The following is a 20141-nucleotide window of genomic DNA, read 5'->3' on the forward strand; positions in this document are numbered from 1 at the left end:
GAAAAGCTTATACTTGCAATAAATTACTTTTTAATCTCTTGAGGGAGCATTCCTATGACCACAAATGAAGGGCTGCTAGCTCACGATTTTTGCCGTAATTGTGGTGTAGCACATCCACCACAGGCCCGCTTCTGCCCAGTTTGTGGTCATTCCGCGCAGGCGGACCAGGGAGCGAGTCAGCCCGTAAAGGCCGTAAGCCCAACCTCAGTTGAGCAACTCTCGCCTGTGCAACGCGTGCTCAAGGGGCGCTATCGAGTGGTCAAGCATATTGGGAGTGGAGGCTATGGAGAAGTCTATAAGGCTGAGGATACTGAGTTTGGGGACCGTCTGGTAGCGATTAAAGAGATGGGCACCAGCGGCATGAGCGCCGAAGAGATTGTCGAAGCGACCGAAGCCTTCAAGCACGAAGCATTTTTGCTGGCTCGTCTTACACATCCAGGCTTGCCCAGCATCTTTGATTATTTTAACGAGGATGGGCACTGGTTTCTCGTCATGAGCTTTGTGGAAGGCGAGACACTTGAAGACCATATTGAGAGGACATCGAGGAAGCGTCTGAGTATTGCCGAGGTGCTTCAGATTGGTATTCAGCTTTGCTCGGTGTTAGGTTATTTACATACGCGCCAGCCACCGATCATCTTTCGTGACCTCAAGCCTTCCAATATTATGCGTACGCCTGATGGACAGGTTTATCTGATTGATTTTGGTATCGCGCGCCTCTTCAAGCAGGGCCAGACAAAGGATACCGTCGCTCTAGGGTCGCCCGGCTTTGCCGCTCCTGAGCAATATGGCAAGAAGCAATCGTCTCCGCAGACCGATGTTTATAGCCTGGGGGCGACCATGCATTACCTGATTAGCGGGCAGGACCCTTCCACGACACCTTTTGTCTTCGCGCGCCTGGATGTTCCTGAGTATCTTGGCCTCAATGAATTGTTGCTGGCAATGGTTGATTCTGATATACGCAAACGTCCAGCGAGCATGATCGCCGTCAAGCAGGGCTTGCAGCATATCGCGCGTGAGTGTCCTCCCGGCCTCTACATGAAAGATGCCGCTTCCCGCCCAGCCCCTAAATCGGGGAAAAGCCCTGAGGTACGGGGTGTCGTGGCACGCCCGGCACCCAGACCGCGTGCCCCGATCTCAGTCGATGAGGTGATGGACCGGAGGCGTATGTTGCGACCTCCCTCTCACCGTCCCCCCCAACATCAGCTACAAGTCTCTGCTCCTCAGATTGCTGCTCACGCCCTTCGCCCTGGCGAGAAACTGGAAGTCTATTATCCTCTACCGAAGAAGCCTGTCTCCCGGCGTGCCTTGCTTATTGGCGGAAGTGCCGTAGCGGTCGGTTCATTTGCTATCTGTGGTCTCCTCGCGGGCCTGATGCAGACCTCGTCTGCCAATGTCTCGACTAGCGAAGCCAAGCCCCCGCCCACTCCGCCCGCCCGTCCAATCGATAACTTCAAGGATGGCTCGTTCGCCGTGAAGTGGTCTCCTGATGGGCGCTTCTATGCCCAAGCTGTGGGCAATGAGAGTGGGATGGTCTCCATTTACAATAAGCAGGACGTGTGGCAATCTGACCTGAAGGGGCACACAGGCAGGGTTTCAGCGCTAGCCTGGTCACCAGATGGCAAGCGTTTGGCATCTGGATCGTACGATACAACCGTGCGCGTCTGGGATGTAGAGAGCCAGCAATCGCATTTTCTATATAAAGACCATTCTAGCCGCGTGACTGCTCTAGCTTGGTCATCCAATGGAACCTGGATAGCGTCGAGCGATGAAGATGGTCCGGTTCAGGTGTGGAGAGGTGCTCTAGATGATTATTATGACGGTGGTGATTGGTCGGACCAGACTGGAAGAGGCGGGGCATTAAGCCTTGAATTCTCGCCCGATAATAAGTCTCTAGCTATAGCGTATGGTGGCGATAGTGCCCTCCCTATTACGACAGAACCTACAGACTCCGCCGCGATTGAAAATGTTGTTAGTGTGGGTGGGAGAGCTATGTCCTGGTCGCCAGATGGGCGTTCATTAGCCTATGCTGAGGGGGCAAAAGTGTATGTCGGAAGCTTCAGCAATAATCGCTGGCAAGAACAAAGGACTTTTCTCACGCACAAGGAGCAGGTAACAACGTTTGCCTGGTCCCCGGATGGTACTCGCATCGCTTCAGCAGCATGGGATCATACCATTATGGTTTGGGATACGAGAGATATGCGAGTTCTGCAATCATTCCTCCTTGATAAAAATCAAGTAGCCCTCTCACTCTCCTGGTCTTCTCAGGACCAGCTTATTTCCTCTGATAGCGAGGGGAAGGTGCGCTCCTGGCCCCTGGAATAAATTCCTTCTCAGCATTAAAGCGCTTCGTGTGGTCAAGGAGTATCATGGTGGTTGAGTTTGCAGCCGCCATGATACTCCTTGGCTCTGTGAGTTGTAGGTAGCGCCCCGCGAGCATATCAGAGCCAAGGAATATTTTGCCCTCGCCAAGCTGTTTTATTGAGTAGGTGAATTTATTGGTGCGTATGTATTGCTTGACGGAGAGGGGTTTCTGGTCGCGATGACAAAGCAAGCAAGAATTCTGGTGACGATTGGGTTGATGTTGGGGATGGCGCTGACCGCGTTGGATACGACAATTGTAGGAACGGCGATGCCGAGCATCGTCAGCAAACTGGGTGGAGTGACATTATATGCCTGGGTTATTTCTGTCTATCTGCTTACCTCAACAACGACGGTCCCGATCTATGGTAAGCTTGCTGACCTGTATGGACGCAAGCTGCTACTTTTAATTGGAACGGCCTTATTTCTCATTGGATCAATCGCCTGTGGTATGTCGCAGAATATGGTGCAGTTAATTCTGGCGCGTGCTTTGCAGGGGTTAGGCGCTGGTGCTGTCCAGCCCTTAGTACTGACAATCATTGGCGATCTCTTCTCGCTAGAGGAGCGTGCACGGGTACAGGGGCTCTTTAGTGGTGTCTGGGGGCTCTCCAGTATCGTTGGTCCCGCGCTAGGTGGCCTGATCGTAGATAACCTCTCCTGGAGCTGGGTCTTTTTTATCAACATTCCCTTTGGTTTAATCTCGGCTCTCCTGCTTATATTCGCGTTAAAGGAGAATGTCACGCGGCAGAAACATAGCCTGGATTACCTGGGGGCTGCCACGCTTACTGGCTCGGCGGTCGCGTTGCTCTTCGCTATTCAGCAGGGGGGAACCACCTGGGCCTGGGACTCGCTACCGAGCATCAGCCTCTTTGTTGTGGCCGCGCTACTGCTTGCCCTCTTTATCTGGACTGAACTGCGGGCGAGTGAGCCAATTCTGCCACTCTCGCTCTTCAAAAATCGCTTTGTCGCGCTGGGGAGTATTGGTGGTGTTGTGCTGGGAACGGTCATGTTTGGCCTGAGTTCCTACTTACCCCTCTATGTGCAAGGTGTGAAGGGTGGTTCCGCGACCGACGCTGGCCTCTTTCTGACTCCACAACTCATTTCCTGGCCGATAGCCGCTGTCCTGAGTGGGCGCCTGGCGATACGGGTAGGCTATCGCTTTACGGCTATCCTGGGTGGTATCCTGGTGGTCGCTGGTAGCTTCTGCGTAGCCTTCTTTAACGCACAGACTCCGACGCTCTGGGCTGTATTCCCTATGATAGCTATTGGTGCGGGCCTGGGCTTGATTAGTAACGTTAACATCCTCTCAGTGCAGAACTCCGTACCCTGGAACCTGCGTGGTGTGGCGACCGCTTCGACTCAATTCTTCCGTACGATGGGTGGCACAGTCGCGATAGCTATCATGGGTACAGTGCTCAATGGGCAGATGCAGCCTCGTTTCGCGGCTATCCTCGCGCGCTACCCTGGTCTCGCAAAGAGCCTGTCCACGCAAGATTCGCCCGCGAACTTGCTAGTGCGCCCTGAATCACGTAGCTTGCTCCCCGTACAGCTCTTGCCTCAGTTGGAGGGCGCTTTGATGCAGAGTCTCTTCTGGGTCTACCTCATGGTCGCATTCGTGGCGGTGGTTGCTCTATTGATTGCCTTCGCCTATCCGCGTGGGCGAGCCGACGAGCATGCCTATCATAGCGAGGGCGAAGAAGAGGAGCATGTTGAGCCTACTCTTGCTTCTGTGGACCTGGGTTAAACACATCCTTGTTATATAAAGCCTGGAGATATACGCATCTCCAGGCTTTGTATTTTGTGTGAAGAATTAATCGTTATCCTCATCGCCAGGCTGACGGAGCGGTTTGGCCGCTTCAGGGGTCTTGCCTGCCTGGGGATGAATCCAGGCTTTGGCGCGTAGGTAGAGCGCCATGAGACCTGCGAACCAGAGACCGCCATACATATAGCCTGCAACAACATCGCTGGGCCAGTGCGCGCCAAGATAAACGCGTGAGGGGCCGATGGTTGCGATGAGCGTCAGGCAGAGCGCGATAAGTCCATTGCGCAATTTCCCATTGCGCCAGTTGGAGGCCAGGAGGTAGGTCACAAGGCCATAAAAGTTGGTATAGTGCATCACATGTCCGCTGGGGAAGCTCGGCTCATTGATCACGCGAACGACTGTTACCAGCTCATTGGTGGGCCTGGGACGCTTGATCACGCGTTTTACAATCGCGTTGAGGAGCGTTGAAGAGCTTGTAAGGAGGATGAAAATGGCTTCAACACGGAAACGAAGGGCCCAGAAGATACCGGCCACACCCAGCGTTTGTGGTACAGCCCATTTGGGGAAGCCAATCTCAGACACGCCAAAGAAGAAACGACGTAACCAGGGATTCCGCCGCTTCTGTAGGTGAGTGGTGATGGATCTATCGCCAGGAAAAAACTGTGTGCGTTGCGCGATGAATGAAAGCATGATTACGCCTGAGAGTAGCCAGAGGTAGAATGCCATGTACATAGTGCCACGTGAGACCGCCTTGCGTCCTGAAAACGAGGTTTCAGCCGCCACTCGTTGAGCCTCATTGACCACAGGTGTCAGGTCTGGCAGTGGCGCGGTGGGAGTATGTGGTGGGGTTGTGGTTGATGTTTGTTTTTTTTGTTTTCCCCCCTTGTCGAAAAGCCTGAAGCGAACGGGCATACGTCTGAATCTCCCCTCTATTTGGATACATTGCATCAATAGCGTTTCTTTCAGACACGTCTAGCGGATGTAATAGTTTGATATTGTGCCACATTCGGGCTATATGCCATTTGCTCTGGTATGCGCACATGGAGTGCGCCCTTGACCACATGAATGTTCACGGGAGTTGTACCCAAAGGTTCTCCATCAGCGTGAACAGTAACGGGCGCCTTCGAGGTAATGGCAAGTGTCTGGATCAGGCGGCGCTTAACTTTAGGCGCGAAGACGCGCCTCCCCTGGCTAATAGCGATGGCATGTAGGATATATTCGAGCTTGCTAAAGTTTTGATAGATTAAGGCATTGAGGTACCCATCGTCCATGATTGCCGTAGGTGCGAACTGGAAGCGTGCGCCATAGAAAGGTGAATTACATACACTAATTTGTATCGCGCGATAGGTGCGTGTATGCCCATCGTCGAAGCGTATCTTGAAGCGCTCCGGTTTGAAGGTAAACAAGACCTTTAAGCCATTGAGCACACCTCGCCAGGTTTCACGTATGCCTGGACTTTTGATCTCCTCCGCCGCCGGGAAAAGTTCTGCCTCCAGACCGATGCCTGCGACTTCCAGAAAGATATGCCCATTGATTGAACCAACATCGATGCGACTTGTCTTCCCGTGCGCGATAGTCTCGCAGGCTGTCTCAATATCTTCATTGATGCGCAAGCTACGAGCGATGTTGTTCATGGTACCGCAAGGCAGAATACCTAGAACTGTATTGCTTCCAATCAATCCAGTCGCTACAGAGTGTAGCGTGCCGTCACCGCCTGCCGCGATAACAAGCTCGACAGCATCCCTGGCAGCCTCGCGTGCGATGCCCTCGCCTGGATCCTCTTCAGAGGTATAGCGTACCTCTGGCTCAATATCTAAGCGCTTCAGTGTTTCCAGAATGTGGTCCTCAATATTATCCTGAGGCTCACTGGCAGTATGGTTTGCCAGTGGAGAGGCTCCCGAAGTGGGGTTGCGAATCAAAATGGCGCGCATAGCTCTTCTCCGCTATACCTATCGGCTCTTGTATATGTTCTCGCTGTGTTTATTACACGAATGAGCGGAGGTGTTCGCCTCAGGTTTAACCTTGCCCCAACGTCGTATGAATGCCAGCTGCACATACGCTTACACTCAGTGTTGGGTACTGAATCGTTGTTGAGGTCAGATGCTCAATACTAAGGCGATTGTGCATCGCCAGCACGATAGGGGTAATCAAGTCGTCCGCACGTTCACCCAGGATATGAGCCCCGAGAATCTGGTTTTGTTCATCGATCAATAACTTAATCAAGCCTTTTGTGTGCCCATTGAGAATGGCGCGTGTGTTATCTTTAAACCAGGTACGGGCCACGCGATAGGGAATGCCGTTCGCACGAAGCTGCTCTTCTGTCTTTCCCACATGTGCTAATGGGGGATCGGTAAAAACAGCCCAGGGAACAATATCTATGTTAAATGGTTGTGGCTGATGAGCCAGAGCGTTGCGTGCTGCTCTCATCCCTTGCGCAGAAGCCGTGGGGGTAAAGTGTGTCCCGACAACATCCCCTGCTGCCCAGATGTAAGGGGCACTGGTACGTAGAGTCGCATCGACGAGAATGCGTCCTTTGGCCGTTTGGACATTGGCAGCCTCTAGATGGAGAGGCTCGAGATTTGGCTCGCGTCCAGTCGCCAGCAAAATCTCCTCAACCTCAAGCTGTTGTGCATGTCCGGAGGCATCCCGGAAGTGGATGCGTTTCCCCAGGAGGGCCCGCTCAGCCCGCTCAAGTATGACGCCTGTCTTGATCCGTATGCCTTCCTGCGTGAGGATCTCATGCAAAATGAGGGCAGGCTCTCTATCTTCGTTGGTAAGCAGAGTGGGGGCCTGGTCAAGAAGTGTTACCTGGACATCGAAGCGCTGAAACATCTGCGCGAATTCGACTCCGATAGGGCCTCCGCCGATGATTGCTAAACTGCGTGGCAAGCGGGAAAGTGACACAGCTTCCACATTCGTCAAGAAGCCGATATGGTCCAGTCCTTCTACGGTCGGCATAATAGTGTGACTACCAGCAGTGACGATGATACGCGCTGCATCATGAAGTTGGCCGCCGATGCCAACCTCATGCTCTGAGACAAACTCGGCTTCACCTTCGAGTAGTTCTATGCCGCACTGGCGTAATTGCTCGCGAGCCTGAGCAGGTGCTCCACCCTGAATCTTATCGATTGTTTCATGTACATAACGTTGGATACCAGGCCAATCGATAGCGACTTCAGGAATCCGCAAGCCATAGGGAGCAGCATGAAGGGCCTGGTGGCGTAGACGCGCGATGTGGAGCAGGGCCTTGGTTGGATCACATCCATAGTTCAGATATGTCCCTCCGAGTTTGCTACGCTCGGCGAGCGCGACACGCATACCCTGGGCCGCAGCTTCACGTGCCGCGCTGATTCCAGCGGCTCCGGCTCCAATGACCATCACATCATAGCGTGTTAGTGTCATGTGTCTACCTTCCTTTTTATGAACAGTGGAGAGAAGCCACAACGCCTGCCAGCACTACCTGGATATCCCAAGGGAGGCTGACAGGCGCTATATCAGGTCTTTCACCTTGCATGTGTCACGCTCTTAGGTCTTATGCGAAAATCAACGCCGCTGTTGCGGCTAGTGCTGGCGCACTCAGGTTTTCTCATAAGGAGTTAGCGTGGCGGCTGGTCACGATATTGTTGTTGCGAGAATGAACGGCGGCGCAACTGCTCATCAGCCTGCTTTGCCGCTGCCGCCTGAGCGGGATTCATGGTGCCAGATCCACTACCACCCATGGGTCCTGATGCCATGGTAGAACGCCCCTCCGTACCCATGGTTGGGCGCTGCGTACCCGTATTCGCTACGCCAGTATCCGACATTGTGGAGCCGGTAAACTGGTTCTCGCCACGCCGTAGTAAGCGTTGCGCGGTTTCACGACCGCCCAGGCCGAAGGCTAGACCGAAAGCCAGCGCGAGACCACCCACAATGGCGGCGAAGAGGGTTTGCAGGATCGCCGGAGCGATCTGGAGCTGATAGAGTGCCAGGAGCACGGAAAGCGCGATAATAGCGATACGTGCTATGTTCGCGTAGACTCTGGGGTTACCATAGTTGGACGAGGCTGTAGCGCCAAGGATGAGATCAGCCACGAATGTTGATAGCAGAGTACCCAGGAAGAGAGCGAGGATAGCTACAAAGACATTCGGTATGTAGGCCACAATGGTATTAAGGAGCCCACTTACTGAGGTCAGACCAAGGCTATTAGCCGCTGGAACCAGGAAGATCAAGAATACAAACCAGAATACCACTTTACCCAGGATACTGCTGACGCTGATATCGGTATTCAAGCGTCGCTCCAGATTAGCGAGCCCTGCCCGCTCTGAGGCGGCTTCAAGATTGGTACGGTGACAAAGCCATTCGACGCCTTTTTGCAACAGTTTGGCGACGATATAGCCCACAAGCAAAATGACTAAAAAGCCTACAAGCCTGGGGATAAAGGCGAAGACACTACCCACTACGGCTACTAGCGAGGTCCAGATTGCCAGTCCCCAGTCGCCAATAGTTCTCACACTATGCTCCTTTCGCTGTACCTTTTATCTACGAGAGGATCGAAAAGACATTGCTCTCTCGATGGCAATTTTAGTATAGCCAATTGCTTATAGTCGTGTTTTGGGCAAGCGAGCCAGGCAGAAACTTTTGTGGCCTGGCTTTCGTGCTGTACATGGCAATGGGGAAATTGCGCGTTTGCTCCATTATTAGTATGCCCTGGTTTGTCATACCTCTTGTTCATCGCTGTAAGGGAGGAGGCTCGTATGGCATCTGGAAGCAAAGTTCTGATTCAGACAGGCGCACTTTTTGCTAATCCTTTTCAGATCGGTGATCTAGCAGTGTTTGATGATGAGACCCTCTGGCGTGTATGTCTGAGTGAACGAGCTAACATTCCCTTTGAGATTCTAGTGCTTAGCCTGCGGAACGCGCCTGATATGCTTCGCTGGCGCGTTCAACGTCGCCTGACACGACAGCAACGACTACATATGCGAGCGTTGCAGCAACATCCTTGTACGGATGAGGATATCGAGCATGCGCAGCGTGTGCTCCTAGATCGCCTGTTCTGGGAGTTGACCTACTGGAAGACACCCGAACTCTATGAAGAACTTACTCAGGGTGAGCACCTGCATCCCAGTATCTTTCCTCAGTTTGCCCAAGATATTCGTGGGAAAGATGTCCTGGATATTGGAGCCGGCAGTGGACGCGCCACTTTTGAGTGTTTACGTTATGGCGCCAGCCGCGTCTATGCTGTGGAGCCATCGCCAGGCCTGCGGCGCATTCTGGAACGCAAGCTAAGTTCAATGGCAGGAGCCGCGCGTATTGTTTCTTGTAGTGGCTACTTTGAGGACCTGCCATTGGAGGATGAGAGTGTTGATCTTGCTCTCTCCTGCTCCGCTTTTACATCTTTCCCTGGTCAAGGGGGGGAGGCTGGTCTGGCTGAGCTAAAGCGCGTGACGCGCCCAGGTGGCAAGATCATATTGATCTGGCCGCGTATAGAGGATCGTGCCTGGCTAGAGGAGCATAAATTTGTGTATGTATCCCTGTCTAATCAGCGAGAGATGTATGTGCGCTTCCGCTCGTATGAAGCGGCCCTAGAGTGTGCGCGCCGATTCTATGCACGCAACCATGAGGTCGCGCGATATGTGTTGACACGGCAGAGTGCAGAGGTCCCTTTCTCCATTTTAGGCATGCACCCGCCATGTGAGTATTGCTGGCTACAGGTGTAGTTATAGAGGCGTTTTTTGTTGGAAAGGACAAGGTCATTATGGTTGCAGAAACGAGTTCTTCAACGGCAAGCTGGATGGACACCCCTCCTCAAAATCCTCCGTTGCGCAAATATAATGCCGAGCTTATTGAGAGTATGCCCTGGTTAGAGCAAATCGCTAATCCTGTACAGAGCTGGCTCCAAAAGCTATTTGGTGAGCCTGGGAAGCTTGCGTATAAGACCAAGGATGCGCTTAATGGGGTCTGGTTAGGCCATCCTGTGCATCCTGCTTTGGTATCGCTTCCCCTGGGTGCCTGGAGCGCGACCATATTGCTGGATATGATATGGCTTACCAACGAGGATGAGGGCATTGCTAAGAGTTCTGATGTCACGCTCTGGCTTGGCCTGGCAGGCGCGGTAGGATCGGCGGCGACGGGGGCGGCTAACTGGGCCGATACCGATGGTCTAGAACGGCGAACAGGTGTCTGGCACGCGCTGCTCAATAGTGGCGCGACAGTGCTAAATATTGGCTCAGCGGTTCTACGCCTGGCAGGTCAGCGTAAGTCCGCGATTACGCTCTCATCGTTGGGCACGGCCATTTCACTCTATTCGGCCTATATTGGAGGAGATCTGGCATATTCGAACGCGATAGGGGTCAATCGCGTGGCATTCGAAGGTGGATCGGAGGATTTCGTGCCTGTGCTGGATATGGATGAGCTTCAAGAGAACACACTCACGCGAGTAGATGTTGAGGGAATTCCCGCGGTCCTGCTGAAGCAAGATGGGCGGATGTATGCCATTGCTGCGACCTGCTCACACCTGGGTGGTCCGCTCGACGAGGGGCATTGTGAAGATGGAGTCGTATATTGCCCCTGGCATAATTCTGGCTTCCATATAAGTGATGGCAGTGTTGCTAACAGTCCTGCCGTGTATGCGCAACCTACCTTCGAGGTGCGTGTGCGTGCTGGCAAGATTGAGCTACGCCGTCGCGAGCATGCCTGATCCACTTGAAACCGCCTCCCATGAGAAGGGCGTAGCATGAGAAGATTCACATAGCTCTTTATGCTTGCCCTTTCTCATCTTCTCTAATCTTTCCTCTGGCCCACATAACCTCTACCTTATATTCCTTCGCCCGCCGCTTATATTGCCACTCTCTATTGCTGTACTTTTAATGCATGGCTTATGAAGTAGGGCTTACATGGTTGTAAAGATTAAGAAACGTCTTAGATTCAAATTTTCTAGGTTAGGATCTGATTATAACTGAATATAGTAGTGCTTATCCAATGCAATTTCTATTGTTTTTCTTGCTAGGAGAGTATACCCTAATTACAGAGAACAAATTGCGTGACCGGAAAAATAGCAGGAAGCTAGTACAAACATAGAGATGTTTGCACCGTGGTTGACTAGAGAGTAAAGAGGAGGATAAGCGTGCAATATAATCAAGAGCACATCACCAATCAGCCTTCGCTAGAGATGACAGACGCTATGCTTGCGGATATGGTTCTCGCAGGTGATGGGCGTGCATTTGAAGTAATGGTGCATCGCTACAATACACCATTATTCAATTTTATTTATCACTTCCTGGGCGATTACGACCAGGCATGTGATATTCTGCAACAGGTATTTGTGCGCTTCTATACCTCTTTACCGCGTCTGGGAACGAGTGAGCCATTCAAGCCCTGGCTCTTCCAGGTGGCGCGCAACTGCTGCATTGACGAACTCAGGCGAAGACGCCGCTATGCTATCCAGTTCTCTCAGCTTGAAACTACCGGTGACAATGGAGAGAGTGAGTCTTTGCTGTTAAGTGAAATACCTGACACCAATCCCTTGCCAGAGGAAGAGATGGAGCGCCTGGATATGCAAGATATGCTTCAAGAAGCTATTCAATCGCTCCCGCCGAAGTTTCGTTCTGTCGTTTTGCTGCGCTATATCTCGCAGCTCAGCTTCTCGGAGATAGGGCAGTCACTCAGTATGCCCGAAGCGACTGCCAAGACTTACTTCCACCGAGCGAAGAATCTCCTACGCAAAGTTCTGGCTCCCCGCTTGCAAGCGACATACGTGAGCTAAGCGCGGTGTCCTTCGATAGATAAAGAGAAAGATCCGCAAGCTCCGTTGTTGCCTGCTAGCCTCCAGGCACCATATAAAAAGGCGTAAAAGAGGAGAAGGTGGGCGATGGGTTCCACTGCCGGGAGTCGTCGTATGAGAGCGTAAGGCGAGAATGTATGCAGCAGGTTCAATCTGTTATTCTGGATATTGATGGGACACTTATCGATAGCAACGATGCGCATGCCAAGGCATGGGTTAGGGCTCTAGAACGGAATGATATTCACGTCCCATTTGAGCAGGTAAGACCGCTTATTGGCATGGGTGGAGACAAAGTCTTACCCGAGGTTGCGGGAACTGAGAAAGAGAGTGAGAAGGGGAAGCGCATTTCGAGTATGCGTAAGCAAATCTTCCTGCATGATTACGTGCCTCACTTGCGCGCTTTTCCTAAGACGAGGGAACTGCTCCAGCACTTACGTGAGCAGAGGCTGCGACTCGCCATCGCGACCTCCGCCGAGCCAGATGAATTACAAACGTTACTACGAGTCATTGATACTCAGGCTTCAAAATACTTTGAGGAGCAGACCTCATCACAAGATGCCAGCCAGTCGAAACCTGACCCTGATATTATAAACGCGACATTGCAACGCAGTGGCTTTGATCCCGCTCACACACTGATGTTTGGTGATACCGCTTATGATATTGAAGCCGCAGGGAAAGCGGGGATCAAGACCATTGCTTTTCGTTGTGGCGGCTGGAGCGACAAGGATCTTCAGGGAGCTATTGCGATCTATAATGATCCCGCCAACCTTCTGGCTCACTTTGATACATCCCCTTTGAAGCAAGGCTTTTAAAATACCCATCTGTAAACCCTCTTACCCTCTCTGGCATCTGACGGTAAAGCATAAAAAAGACGCCCCAGATCATAATCCAGGGCGTCTTGGCTTACCTAGAGACCGAAGCTAGAGCGATATTTGCGCCACTGCTCGACGATGCGCTCACGCACCTCAGAGCCAGGATAAGGCGCATAGAGGAGCGCCAGGATCACACCTACGACCAATCCGAAACGGAAGAGCGTACGCGCGCGCGCTCGCTTGCGCTGGTAGTGCTTGTATTGTCCCTGTACGGAATCCTTAAAGTCCGCCACGTTGCTGACGGCTTGATTCAAGCTCTGCCCAGCCTGCTTGGAACCTTTGCTAAAGGCATCAACGGTATGGGAGATGGCGGGGACTGCCGCGCTTTGCATGCTCTTGTACGATTTCGTCAGGTTCTTCTGGGCTCGCATCAGATTCTTTTGTGCTTGCCTGGTATTGTGAGTGATGATATCCTGTGCGTTTTCGATGCCGCTTGACAGAGCGCTCTGTGCGGTATCAAGTTTCGAAGATAGTGTGCCTTGAGCCTTTTTCCAGCGTGGGCGTACTTCGTGCTTCATCGTCTTGCGAGCATCTTTGCGCGCTTGCTTCAGACGCTTCTCGGCTTTCTTCTGATTGAGCGTAATGAGCCCTTGAGCAATTCCCAGCCCGGCAAGTAACGCCGCCTGTGTCTTGCTTATGCCAACGCTTACGCCATCCTGCACATTGCTATATGTTGCCTTGGCTGTGTCCTTCGTTTTGCCATACTGTGTCTGGGCCGTGCCTTTGAGGTTATTGACCATATGCTTCGCCTTCTTGCTCTGCTCTTTGGCCTCCTTCTGACCCTTGTCAAAGCGAATTGCCATCACTTTCCCTCCTTTACCTGTATCTCTTTTCGTACTTTCTCACGTGATTAACCCAGGTATCTTGGCTTATGCGGCCTGGGGAGGTTCATTATCTGCCCATTAATCAGATATTTCCCTCAATGGAGATTTACGAAACTTGTACGTGTAAACCTTGATGTATAGCTATATAGAGCACGCATGAGATAAGCTGCTAGTTTCACGATACACGGCGGGGTAAAATGCCTGACGTTTTTTTGCTATACTTCTAAAGTGTGATTCAAGATCGAAAAAGGAGCATATGGCGTTATGCAAGATTCTTCTACTTCTATTGCTGGAAAGCAGGCGGGGAACACTGTTCCCGGAACACGTATTCCTATCGGTCCTGGCGCTCTCTTACAGCTACGTACACCTGGAGATGTACGTATGAGCCCAGATGGCAAACAGCTTGTCTTTTGTATTTCTGAATATGTGGGAGAAGAGGAGCAGAGACGGAGTCAGATCTGGATGTTATCGTTGGATATTCCCCGTGCGCGTCCTACACCTCTATTCCGCGAACTCAAAAGCGCCAGCATGCCCCGCTGGTCTCCAGATGGCAAGCGGATCGCCTTTAGTGGAGTTGCTGAGGGAGATAGGGAGAAGCCTCAGCTATATATGATTGACGTGAGAGGGGGAACTCCGCAGCGAGTGTGCTTCATGCCAAATGGCATCCTTGATTTGGAGTGGTCGCCTGATGGGTCGTCCCTGGCCTTTATTTCTTTGGAGGGTGAAGGGCCGAGTCGAGATCCTATTGTGCTTAGCCATGGTCGCCACCGCCGTCTCTGGACTATCTATCCTGAGAGCTCGATTCCCCAGCCCGTGACTTCACCTGAGTTAAGCGTTTGGGAGTTTGCCTGGTCGCCTGATAGCAGCTTACTGGCGCTCTATTACTCGACGTTACCTGATGAGAATGGTTGGTATGGTGGTCAGGTGGGAACCGTTCCCGCTGATGGTGGCGCGGTTCGTCAGCTTACGTTGCTAGATAGGCAGGCCAGTAATCTTACCTGGCATTCTGATGGTATGCAGCTGGCATATGTTTCGGGTGATTGGAGCGACCGCTGTCACGGTGCTGGTGATCTATTTGCGCTGGATCTGAATGGGAATGGTGAGGTGCGCAACTTGATGCCTGAGGTGGAGTATAGCATTCACTGGTGTCAGTGGCTTCAGGGGACGAATCAGCTTTTCTTCACTGCCGCGAAGGGTCTGACTTATATATGTGGAGTGCTGAATAGTGAGAATGGGAGCACGACGATCATCGAACATGACTTTCCTGTGCAGATGGGCCATGTCTCGCTTGGACCGGGTGGGGCCACATGTGCCGCGATTCACTCTTCGCAGCGAGAGGTTTATGACGTCTGGTACGGAAAGATTGAACGGGAAGGGGAGCCGCGCATTGATTGGCGACGCCTGACTCATCTGAGCGCTGTCTTTGAGGCTACCTATGCTCTGGCATCAAGTGAGCGCATCAGCTATACCAGTGTGGATGGTTGGAAGATCGATGCGCTCTTTACTCATCCCCTGGTGCGTAAGTTTGAGGGCGACCCGCCGCTGGTTGTGCTGCCACATGGTGGCCCCTCCGGATTATGGGTTGATGATGCCTCACTCTTCTGGACGCAGCTTATCGCCTCCGCTGGTTATGCCGTCTTCCGCCCAAATGTGCGTGGAAGCTGGGGTCGTGGGGTCGCCTTCGCCGATGCCGTCATTGGAGACATGGGCGGCAAAGACTTTCAGGATATTATGGCTGGCATTGAGTACCTGGTCACTGAAGGCATGGTTGATCCTAGTCGGATAGGAATCGCAGGTTGGAGCTATGGCGGCTTTATGGCTGCCTGGGCTGTGTCGCAGACCAACCGTTTCCGCGCAGCTATTGTGGGTGCTGGTATTACTGATTGGCATAGCTTCCATGCTGAATCGAAGCTCTCTGACTGGGATCGTCACTTCCTGAAGGCTGATATGCTAGATCATCCCGAGGTTTATCGTCACCACTCGCCATTGACCTATGCAGGCAAGGTCAATACGCCAACGCTTATTCTGCACGGCGAGAAGGATACCGTCTGCCCGGTAAATCAGGCATACGCCTTCTCGCGTGCGTTGATGGATCGCGGCGTATCGGTAGAAGCTGTGCTTTATCCAGGCGAAGGACATGGCATCCGTGGTCGCTCCCATATATTGGATATTGAGGAGCGTATCTTGCGCTGGCTAGAGAAGTACCTCTAGTTAAGAAACACATTTGCCAATGCCGCCTGTGCGACGTCTGAGCCTCTCAGGCGGCTGCGCACAGGCAAATGAATGGCTTGCCACTCGCTTGAATTATTGTTGGGCAAGCAAGCATATGACCCCCTTTGAGAAAAAGCTATGGATGGGAGAGGAGCACTTTGAGCGCGGGTTGGCTCTGGGCGAGTCGCCAGCATTCGCACGCGATCTCCCAGTCCTCTTCGGTATGCACAATGAGAACGCGCGCGGACGAGTCCGGGTGGGCGATATCCGCATCAACGGGTGAAGAATTATTTTTCTGGTCATCTATTTTGAGATGGAGAAAGGCGAGGCCCGTGCAGGTGCGTGCCCGAATCTCCGCCGCGTTCTCGCCGACGCCACCTGTGAAGAGCAGAGCATCTAATCCGCCCAGGACCGCAACCAGCGCGCCAATAAAGTAGCGCAGGCGGTAGATATAGATATCGATTGCCAGGCGGGCTCGCTCGTTTTCCTCATTCTGGGCTGCTTCCATGACCTGGCGCAGGTCTCCAGAGATACCAGAGATACCACGTAGACCTGACTGCTTGTTTAGCAGCGTTTCCAGGCGTGTGGTATCATAGCCGTGCTCGCGTTGCAGATAGAGCAAGATACTTGGGTCTATAGTTCCTGACCGTGTTCCCATCATCAGCCCTTCCAGGGGGGTAAAGCCCATCGTCGTCTCGATACTTTTGCCGTTGCGAATAGCTGCCAATGAGCAGCCATTGCCCAGGTGGCAGGTAATCAGGCGCAGCCCTTGTTGAGAGCGCTGAAGAATTTCGGCGGCACGTCGTGAGCAGTATTGATGGCTGATGCCATGAAAGCCATAGCGCCGTATACCCTGTTCATAAAGTTCATAGGGCAGGGGATAGATGGTGCTCTGAGGTGGAAGTGTGCTATGAAAAGCTGTATCGAAGGTAGCTACTTGGGGAATGTTACCAAAGACTTCATCAACCGCTATAAAGCCTTCAAGATTCGCCGGATTATGTAGTGGGGCGAAGCTTTTAAGCTGTTCTATGGTTTGCCTGACCTCGGGGGTAATAAACACGCTTTCACGATAGTGCGACCCTCCATGTACAACGCGATGTCCCGCCAGCGCGACCTCAGAGGAGGATTCAATGACACGTGTCTCCCCTTCCCACATGGTGGAAAGTAGCTCATGGATGATCTGTGTGCGTTCTCTGGTGGAGATGATATGCTCATAGCGCTTGCCCGAGGAGGTTTTGGCCTTGAGCTCTACTTTGCCAACCTCCTTTGTCCAATCGGCGGAGCCGCTCCACAAGGGCGTTGGTGCCGTAGTGGGCAACTTCTCCCCAATCTCATATAGGCAACTCTTCTGACTGCTTGATCCGGCATTCATAATCAGTACTTTCATAACCCTCCTGCTTTTAGCCCTACATTATCTGTTTTCCCCTGAAATAGAAACGCTTGCAGATGTCTTTGTACTATACCAGTATAATGTAATGTCTGATGAGTAGCCTTGCATAGACTGCATCTTAGTGGGATGGATAGCATAGATTACCTGACAACCCGTGTCAGGTAATCTATGCTATCCTGTGGGCAAGGAGGAGCATAGGATGCTTACCATAAGCGAAGCCGAGAACATTATCAAGACAATTAATGCGTGCCATCATCTGGACGCACGTTTGCGTGAGCGTTGCCAGGGAGGTGAACAGGGGGCGTTTTACGTTGAGGGAGAAGATGGCTCTAATTATATCCTGAAACATACCTCGCCAGATAAAGTAGAGATGCTCCAGCAGATTGGGCGTGTAATAGCTTGCTTATACGAATTGGGCTATCCCGCGCCACGTTATGCCTGTGTTGGCGCGACCGAAGCCTTGGCCTATAGCCTGCAAGAAGCCCTGCCAGGAATCCCGTTGGAGGCTCTGAGGCAGCGAGAACAACTTGAGCGCCTCCTGAAACTGAACACCTTGCAGCGTGGTCAGGCAAGTGGCTTGTGTTTGCCTTGTAACTGGCCTACGCCGGTTGTCGAAACTGTTCTGGTTGGGGGTGATGGCTTCTGTATCCTTGATACATTGCGTCAGCATTCGACTGCCAGCGTTGAACTTCTTGCCCGCTGCCAGGAGATCGTACGTACTCATGCTGACGCGGTAGAGAATCGTGCCGATATCGTGCATCTTGATTTCCACTTTCACAATATCCTGGTGCATGATGATGAAATCAGTGGTGTGATTGACTGGGATGGTTGTTTGGGAGGCGATGCTACTTTTGACTTGGTGACGCTCCTCTTCTACAGCTATAGTAATCATCTCATGTATGGTGATGATGGAGGGTATGTACAGGAACTCTGGCTGATAGCGCGTGAGGAATCTGGTCTATCTGCTCTACGCGTTTATCTGGCACATATGCTGGTGCGGCAGGTGGAGTGGTCGCTTCGTTTGCATGAACGTTCGGTAGCTGAGCACTGGCTACGTGTTGCGCGCATGGTGCTGCGCGATCTACATGCTGGTATTCCGCTTGCTTGAGACAAAAGGATGGGAAGTACTCTGTCTGCATGAGTACTTCCCATCCTTTTTGTAGATCCCCAGGGCCACTACTGTGGTGGCTGCTGAGGATACTGCGGATATTGAGGATACTGATTCTGTTGTTGTGGCGGATACTGTCCCGACTGCTGCTGCGGATAAGTTGGGTACTGTTGTGGCGGATACTGGCCCGATTGTGCCTGTGGTGGATATTGACCCTCCTGGGGATATTGTGGATAGGACGGGTACTGACCCGATTGCGGCGGATAGCCTGCGGGAGGATATTGTCCCACCTGCCCATATGGCTGTACCGCCGAGCGTGGAATGAGTGGCAGCGCGCCACCCGCAATAACCGCGAGCATACCCAGAACAAAGATCCAGCCGCCCACGAGCAGGGTGGACTCGGCATTATAATTGAGGTTGAACGAAACGCTACTTCCCAGGGAAGCGACAGCTGACCTGATGGCGTCGAGGAATGTACTTATGCCAGTCGAGGCGATTGAGGGCATAATGAATTGATAGATCAGTCCGGCAACTCCCAGGCCGATCAAGGCGTACTGTCCCCAGCGAGCCTGGGTTTCAGCGTTAGCCCTGGTGGTGTCAAAGGGATTCTGGCTACGATAAATGAGCAGGGCTACGGTCCCTAGAATGAGCACAATGAGCAAGACATCAATCCAGGCGGCTCCATTGAGGGCACTGAGCTTAAACCCGTTTAGGTCCTGCACCGACGTCGAGCTTGATGTTGAGCTAATACCCAGGAACGAAGAGCTATCTCTGAAGATGACCTGGATATGAGCAAAGGGAAGAAGAAACGCGACAAGCGCTACTATGGCACCGCCTGCTGCGATCAGGTACGGGCGGTTATGGGGTTGTGTCAGTGTCTGCATGCGGCAATATACCTCTTCTTTTTGGATAGGATAGTAACCTTATGGCGCGCATCGTTGTTAGTGGCATAAACGATATGATAGGCATGTCTTTTAGGGATACCCTGCTGGTGGCTGTTGCTCGGGATAGCTAGGATACTGTTGCCCTGATTGCTGCGGCGCGGTAGGAAATGGCTGCTGAGGCATGGTAGGATACTGCGGATAGTTATTCCCATAGCCTGTAGGAGCCTCCTGCGTAGGAGGAACCTGTGAAGGGTATTGTCCTGAGCTTCCCTGGGGATACTGTGGTGGATAGGCTGGCTGACCCTGATCATAAGGATTAGCGGGATAGCCCTGTCCATAAGGGACTTGAGTTTGAATGGCCTTTGGCGATCGTTGCACGATTTCCAGGACCGCGCCACCAATGACTATGAGCATCCCAAGCAGGAAAAGCCAGGAGCCAATGGCATAGCTTGCGCTAACGTTCATCTTGGGGTCATTGGCCATCTCTAAGAAACTATTGGCATTGGATGTATTGGGAAAGATTGTGTTCCAGATGACGGGATTGCTCTTTAGACCAGAGGCGAGGCCACTGACGCATAGATATTGGATCAGTAGGGCTAGCACCCCGGCTCCGATTAAGCCGTAGAGAGCCCATTTTATCTGTGTATCTTCAGGTATCTGGCGTCCGAATGGGTGCGTTCGATAGATGATCAGGCCACATACGATGATTGCCGCCAGGGCAAGCAGTTCGCTTAGCCAGATGGCGCCTGATTGCGCGCTGAGTAGTGTCGCATTGATGGGAAGGCTCATATTGAACACTACCCCATCCTCAGCAGCTTTTAAATCGAGGTTCGCGAAGGCAAAAAGCAGGAAGGAGAGAAACGCAACAAGTGCACCTCCAGCGGAGAGAATAAAGTAACGATTCTTTCGTTCTTTAAGGGCATCCATGAGAAAAAAACCTCCATTAAGGTAAAGAGCCCGCTTGCATTGGTTG

The 20141-nt window shown here is 52.4% G+C and carries 16 protein-coding genes; 8 read left to right on the forward strand and 8 right to left on the reverse strand.

Annotated elements, in window-relative coordinates; genetic code table 11:
* The first annotated feature begins 54 nt into the window (after positions 1–54).
* A complete protein-coding gene (locus K3T82_RS14975) occupies positions 55–2322 on the forward strand; it encodes a protein kinase domain-containing protein (RefSeq protein WP_220194242.1) in 2268 nt (755 codons plus the stop codon).
* A gap of 217 nt (positions 2323–2539) precedes the next feature.
* Positions 2540–4102, forward strand: a complete 1563-nt coding sequence (locus tag K3T82_RS14980) for an MDR family MFS transporter (protein ID WP_220194243.1) — start codon at positions 2540–2542, stop codon at positions 4100–4102.
* Positions 4103–4168: 66 nt separating this feature from the next.
* Here the strand turns inward: K3T82_RS14980 and K3T82_RS14985 are convergent, their stop codons facing one another.
* From K3T82_RS14985 to K3T82_RS15000, 4 genes are all read right to left on the reverse strand, one after another.
* Positions 4169–5032: a phosphatase PAP2 family protein gene (locus K3T82_RS14985; protein ID WP_220194244.1), complete on the reverse strand. Its 864-nt coding sequence runs from the start codon at positions 5030–5032 to the stop codon at positions 4169–4171.
* 50 nt (positions 5033–5082) lie between these two features.
* A complete protein-coding gene (locus tag K3T82_RS14990; RefSeq protein ID WP_220194245.1) occupies positions 5083–6051 on the reverse strand; it encodes a diacylglycerol/lipid kinase family protein in 969 nt (322 codons plus the stop codon).
* An 85-nt stretch (positions 6052–6136) separates the two neighbouring features.
* Entirely contained in the window at positions 6137–7522 is a 1386-nt protein-coding gene (locus tag K3T82_RS47710; protein WP_220194246.1) for a dihydrolipoyl dehydrogenase family protein, read from the reverse strand.
* A gap of 194 nt (positions 7523–7716) precedes the next feature.
* Positions 7717–8610 carry a mechanosensitive ion channel family protein gene (locus K3T82_RS15000; protein WP_220194247.1) on the reverse strand — a complete coding sequence of 298 codons (894 nt, stop codon included), beginning with the start codon at positions 8608–8610 and terminating at the stop codon, positions 7717–7719.
* A gap of 243 nt (positions 8611–8853) precedes the next feature.
* Here K3T82_RS15000 and K3T82_RS15005 point away from each other — a divergent pair, with 243 nt between their 5' ends.
* The 4 genes from K3T82_RS15005 (at position 8854) to K3T82_RS15020 (ending at position 12691) form a co-directional block, all read left to right on the forward strand.
* The gene (locus tag K3T82_RS15005) at positions 8854–9816 is read left to right on the forward strand and encodes a class I SAM-dependent methyltransferase (protein WP_220194248.1); all 963 of its coding nucleotides are present in this window, start codon (positions 8854–8856) and stop codon (positions 9814–9816) included.
* Positions 9817–9854: 38 nt separating this feature from the next.
* Positions 9855–10796 carry a Rieske (2Fe-2S) protein gene (locus K3T82_RS15010; protein WP_220194249.1) on the forward strand — a complete coding sequence of 314 codons (942 nt, stop codon included), beginning with the start codon at positions 9855–9857 and terminating at the stop codon, positions 10794–10796.
* 426 nt (positions 10797–11222) lie between these two features.
* Positions 11223–11861: an RNA polymerase sigma factor gene (locus K3T82_RS15015; protein ID WP_220194250.1), complete on the forward strand. Its 639-nt coding sequence runs from the start codon at positions 11223–11225 to the stop codon at positions 11859–11861.
* A gap of 155 nt (positions 11862–12016) precedes the next feature.
* Positions 12017–12691 (forward strand): HAD family hydrolase, encoded by a 675-nt coding sequence (locus K3T82_RS15020; RefSeq protein ID WP_220194251.1) that lies wholly within the window; start codon positions 12017–12019, stop codon positions 12689–12691.
* 95 nt (positions 12692–12786) lie between these two features.
* On the opposite strand, the gene K3T82_RS15025 is transcribed toward K3T82_RS15020, so the two are convergent.
* Positions 12787–13554: a YtxH domain-containing protein gene (locus tag K3T82_RS15025; RefSeq protein ID WP_220194252.1), complete on the reverse strand. Its 768-nt coding sequence runs from the start codon at positions 13552–13554 to the stop codon at positions 12787–12789.
* A 285-nt stretch (positions 13555–13839) separates the two neighbouring features.
* Between K3T82_RS15025 and K3T82_RS15030 the strand changes: the two genes are divergently transcribed.
* Positions 13840–15786 (forward strand): S9 family peptidase, encoded by a 1947-nt coding sequence (locus tag K3T82_RS15030; protein WP_220194253.1) that lies wholly within the window; start codon positions 13840–13842, stop codon positions 15784–15786.
* A gap of 136 nt (positions 15787–15922) precedes the next feature.
* On the opposite strand, the gene K3T82_RS15035 is transcribed toward K3T82_RS15030, so the two are convergent.
* Positions 15923–17173: an acetate/propionate family kinase gene (locus K3T82_RS15035; protein ID WP_220194254.1), complete on the reverse strand. Its 1251-nt coding sequence runs from the start codon at positions 17171–17173 to the stop codon at positions 15923–15925.
* Between the two features lie 202 nt (positions 17174–17375).
* Here K3T82_RS15035 and K3T82_RS15040 point away from each other — a divergent pair, with 202 nt between their 5' ends.
* Complete coding sequence (locus tag K3T82_RS15040) at positions 17376–18284, forward strand: aminoglycoside phosphotransferase family protein (RefSeq protein WP_220194255.1); 909 nt, start codon at positions 17376–17378, stop codon at positions 18282–18284.
* A gap of 68 nt (positions 18285–18352) precedes the next feature.
* Here the strand turns inward: K3T82_RS15040 and K3T82_RS15045 are convergent, their stop codons facing one another.
* The gene (locus tag K3T82_RS15045; protein WP_220194256.1) at positions 18353–19168 is read right to left on the reverse strand and encodes a hypothetical protein; all 816 of its coding nucleotides are present in this window, start codon (positions 19166–19168) and stop codon (positions 18353–18355) included.
* Positions 19169–19258: 90 nt separating this feature from the next.
* Complete coding sequence (locus K3T82_RS15050) at positions 19259–20095, reverse strand: hypothetical protein (protein ID WP_220194257.1); 837 nt, start codon at positions 20093–20095, stop codon at positions 19259–19261.
* Positions 20096–20141 lie beyond the last annotated feature (46 nt).

It is taken from the genome of Ktedonospora formicarum (assembly GCF_016587355.1).
Classification (GTDB): Bacteria; Chloroflexota; Ktedonobacteria; order Ktedonobacterales; family Ktedonobacteraceae; genus Ktedonobacter; species Ktedonobacter formicarum.

Excerpts from the sequence above, each read along its gene's own strand:
- K3T82_RS15050 (WP_220194257.1), bottom strand. The coding sequence starts at position 20,095 with ATGGATGCCCTTAAAGAACGAAAGAATCGTTACTTTATTCTCTCCGCT.
- K3T82_RS15045 (WP_220194256.1), bottom strand. The coding sequence starts at position 19,168 with ATGCAGACACTGACACAACCCCATAACCGCCCGTACCTGATCGCAGCA.
- K3T82_RS15025 (WP_220194252.1), bottom strand. The coding sequence starts at position 13,554 with ATGGCAATTCGCTTTGACAAGGGTCAGAAGGAGGCCAAAGAGCAGAGC.
- K3T82_RS15005 (WP_220194248.1), top strand. The coding sequence starts at position 8,854 with ATGGCATCTGGAAGCAAAGTTCTGATTCAGACAGGCGCACTTTTTGCT.
- K3T82_RS15040 (WP_220194255.1), top strand. The coding sequence starts at position 17,376 with ATGCTTACCATAAGCGAAGCCGAGAACATTATCAAGACAATTAATGCG.
- K3T82_RS14980 (WP_220194243.1), top strand. The coding sequence starts at position 2,540 with ATGACAAAGCAAGCAAGAATTCTGGTGACGATTGGGTTGATGTTGGGG.
- K3T82_RS14975 (WP_220194242.1), top strand. The coding sequence starts at position 55 with ATGACCACAAATGAAGGGCTGCTAGCTCACGATTTTTGCCGTAATTGT.
- K3T82_RS15035 (WP_220194254.1), bottom strand. The coding sequence starts at position 17,173 with ATGAAAGTACTGATTATGAATGCCGGATCAAGCAGTCAGAAGAGTTGC.
- K3T82_RS15020 (WP_220194251.1), top strand. The coding sequence starts at position 12,017 with ATGCAGCAGGTTCAATCTGTTATTCTGGATATTGATGGGACACTTATC.
- K3T82_RS14985 (WP_220194244.1), bottom strand. The coding sequence starts at position 5,032 with ATGCCCGTTCGCTTCAGGCTTTTCGACAAGGGGGGAAAACAAAAAAAA.
- K3T82_RS14990 (WP_220194245.1), bottom strand. The coding sequence starts at position 6,051 with ATGCGCGCCATTTTGATTCGCAACCCCACTTCGGGAGCCTCTCCACTG.
- K3T82_RS15030 (WP_220194253.1), top strand. The coding sequence starts at position 13,840 with ATGCAAGATTCTTCTACTTCTATTGCTGGAAAGCAGGCGGGGAACACT.
- K3T82_RS15010 (WP_220194249.1), top strand. The coding sequence starts at position 9,855 with ATGGTTGCAGAAACGAGTTCTTCAACGGCAAGCTGGATGGACACCCCT.
- K3T82_RS47710 (WP_220194246.1), bottom strand. The coding sequence starts at position 7,522 with ATGACACTAACACGCTATGATGTGATGGTCATTGGAGCCGGAGCCGCT.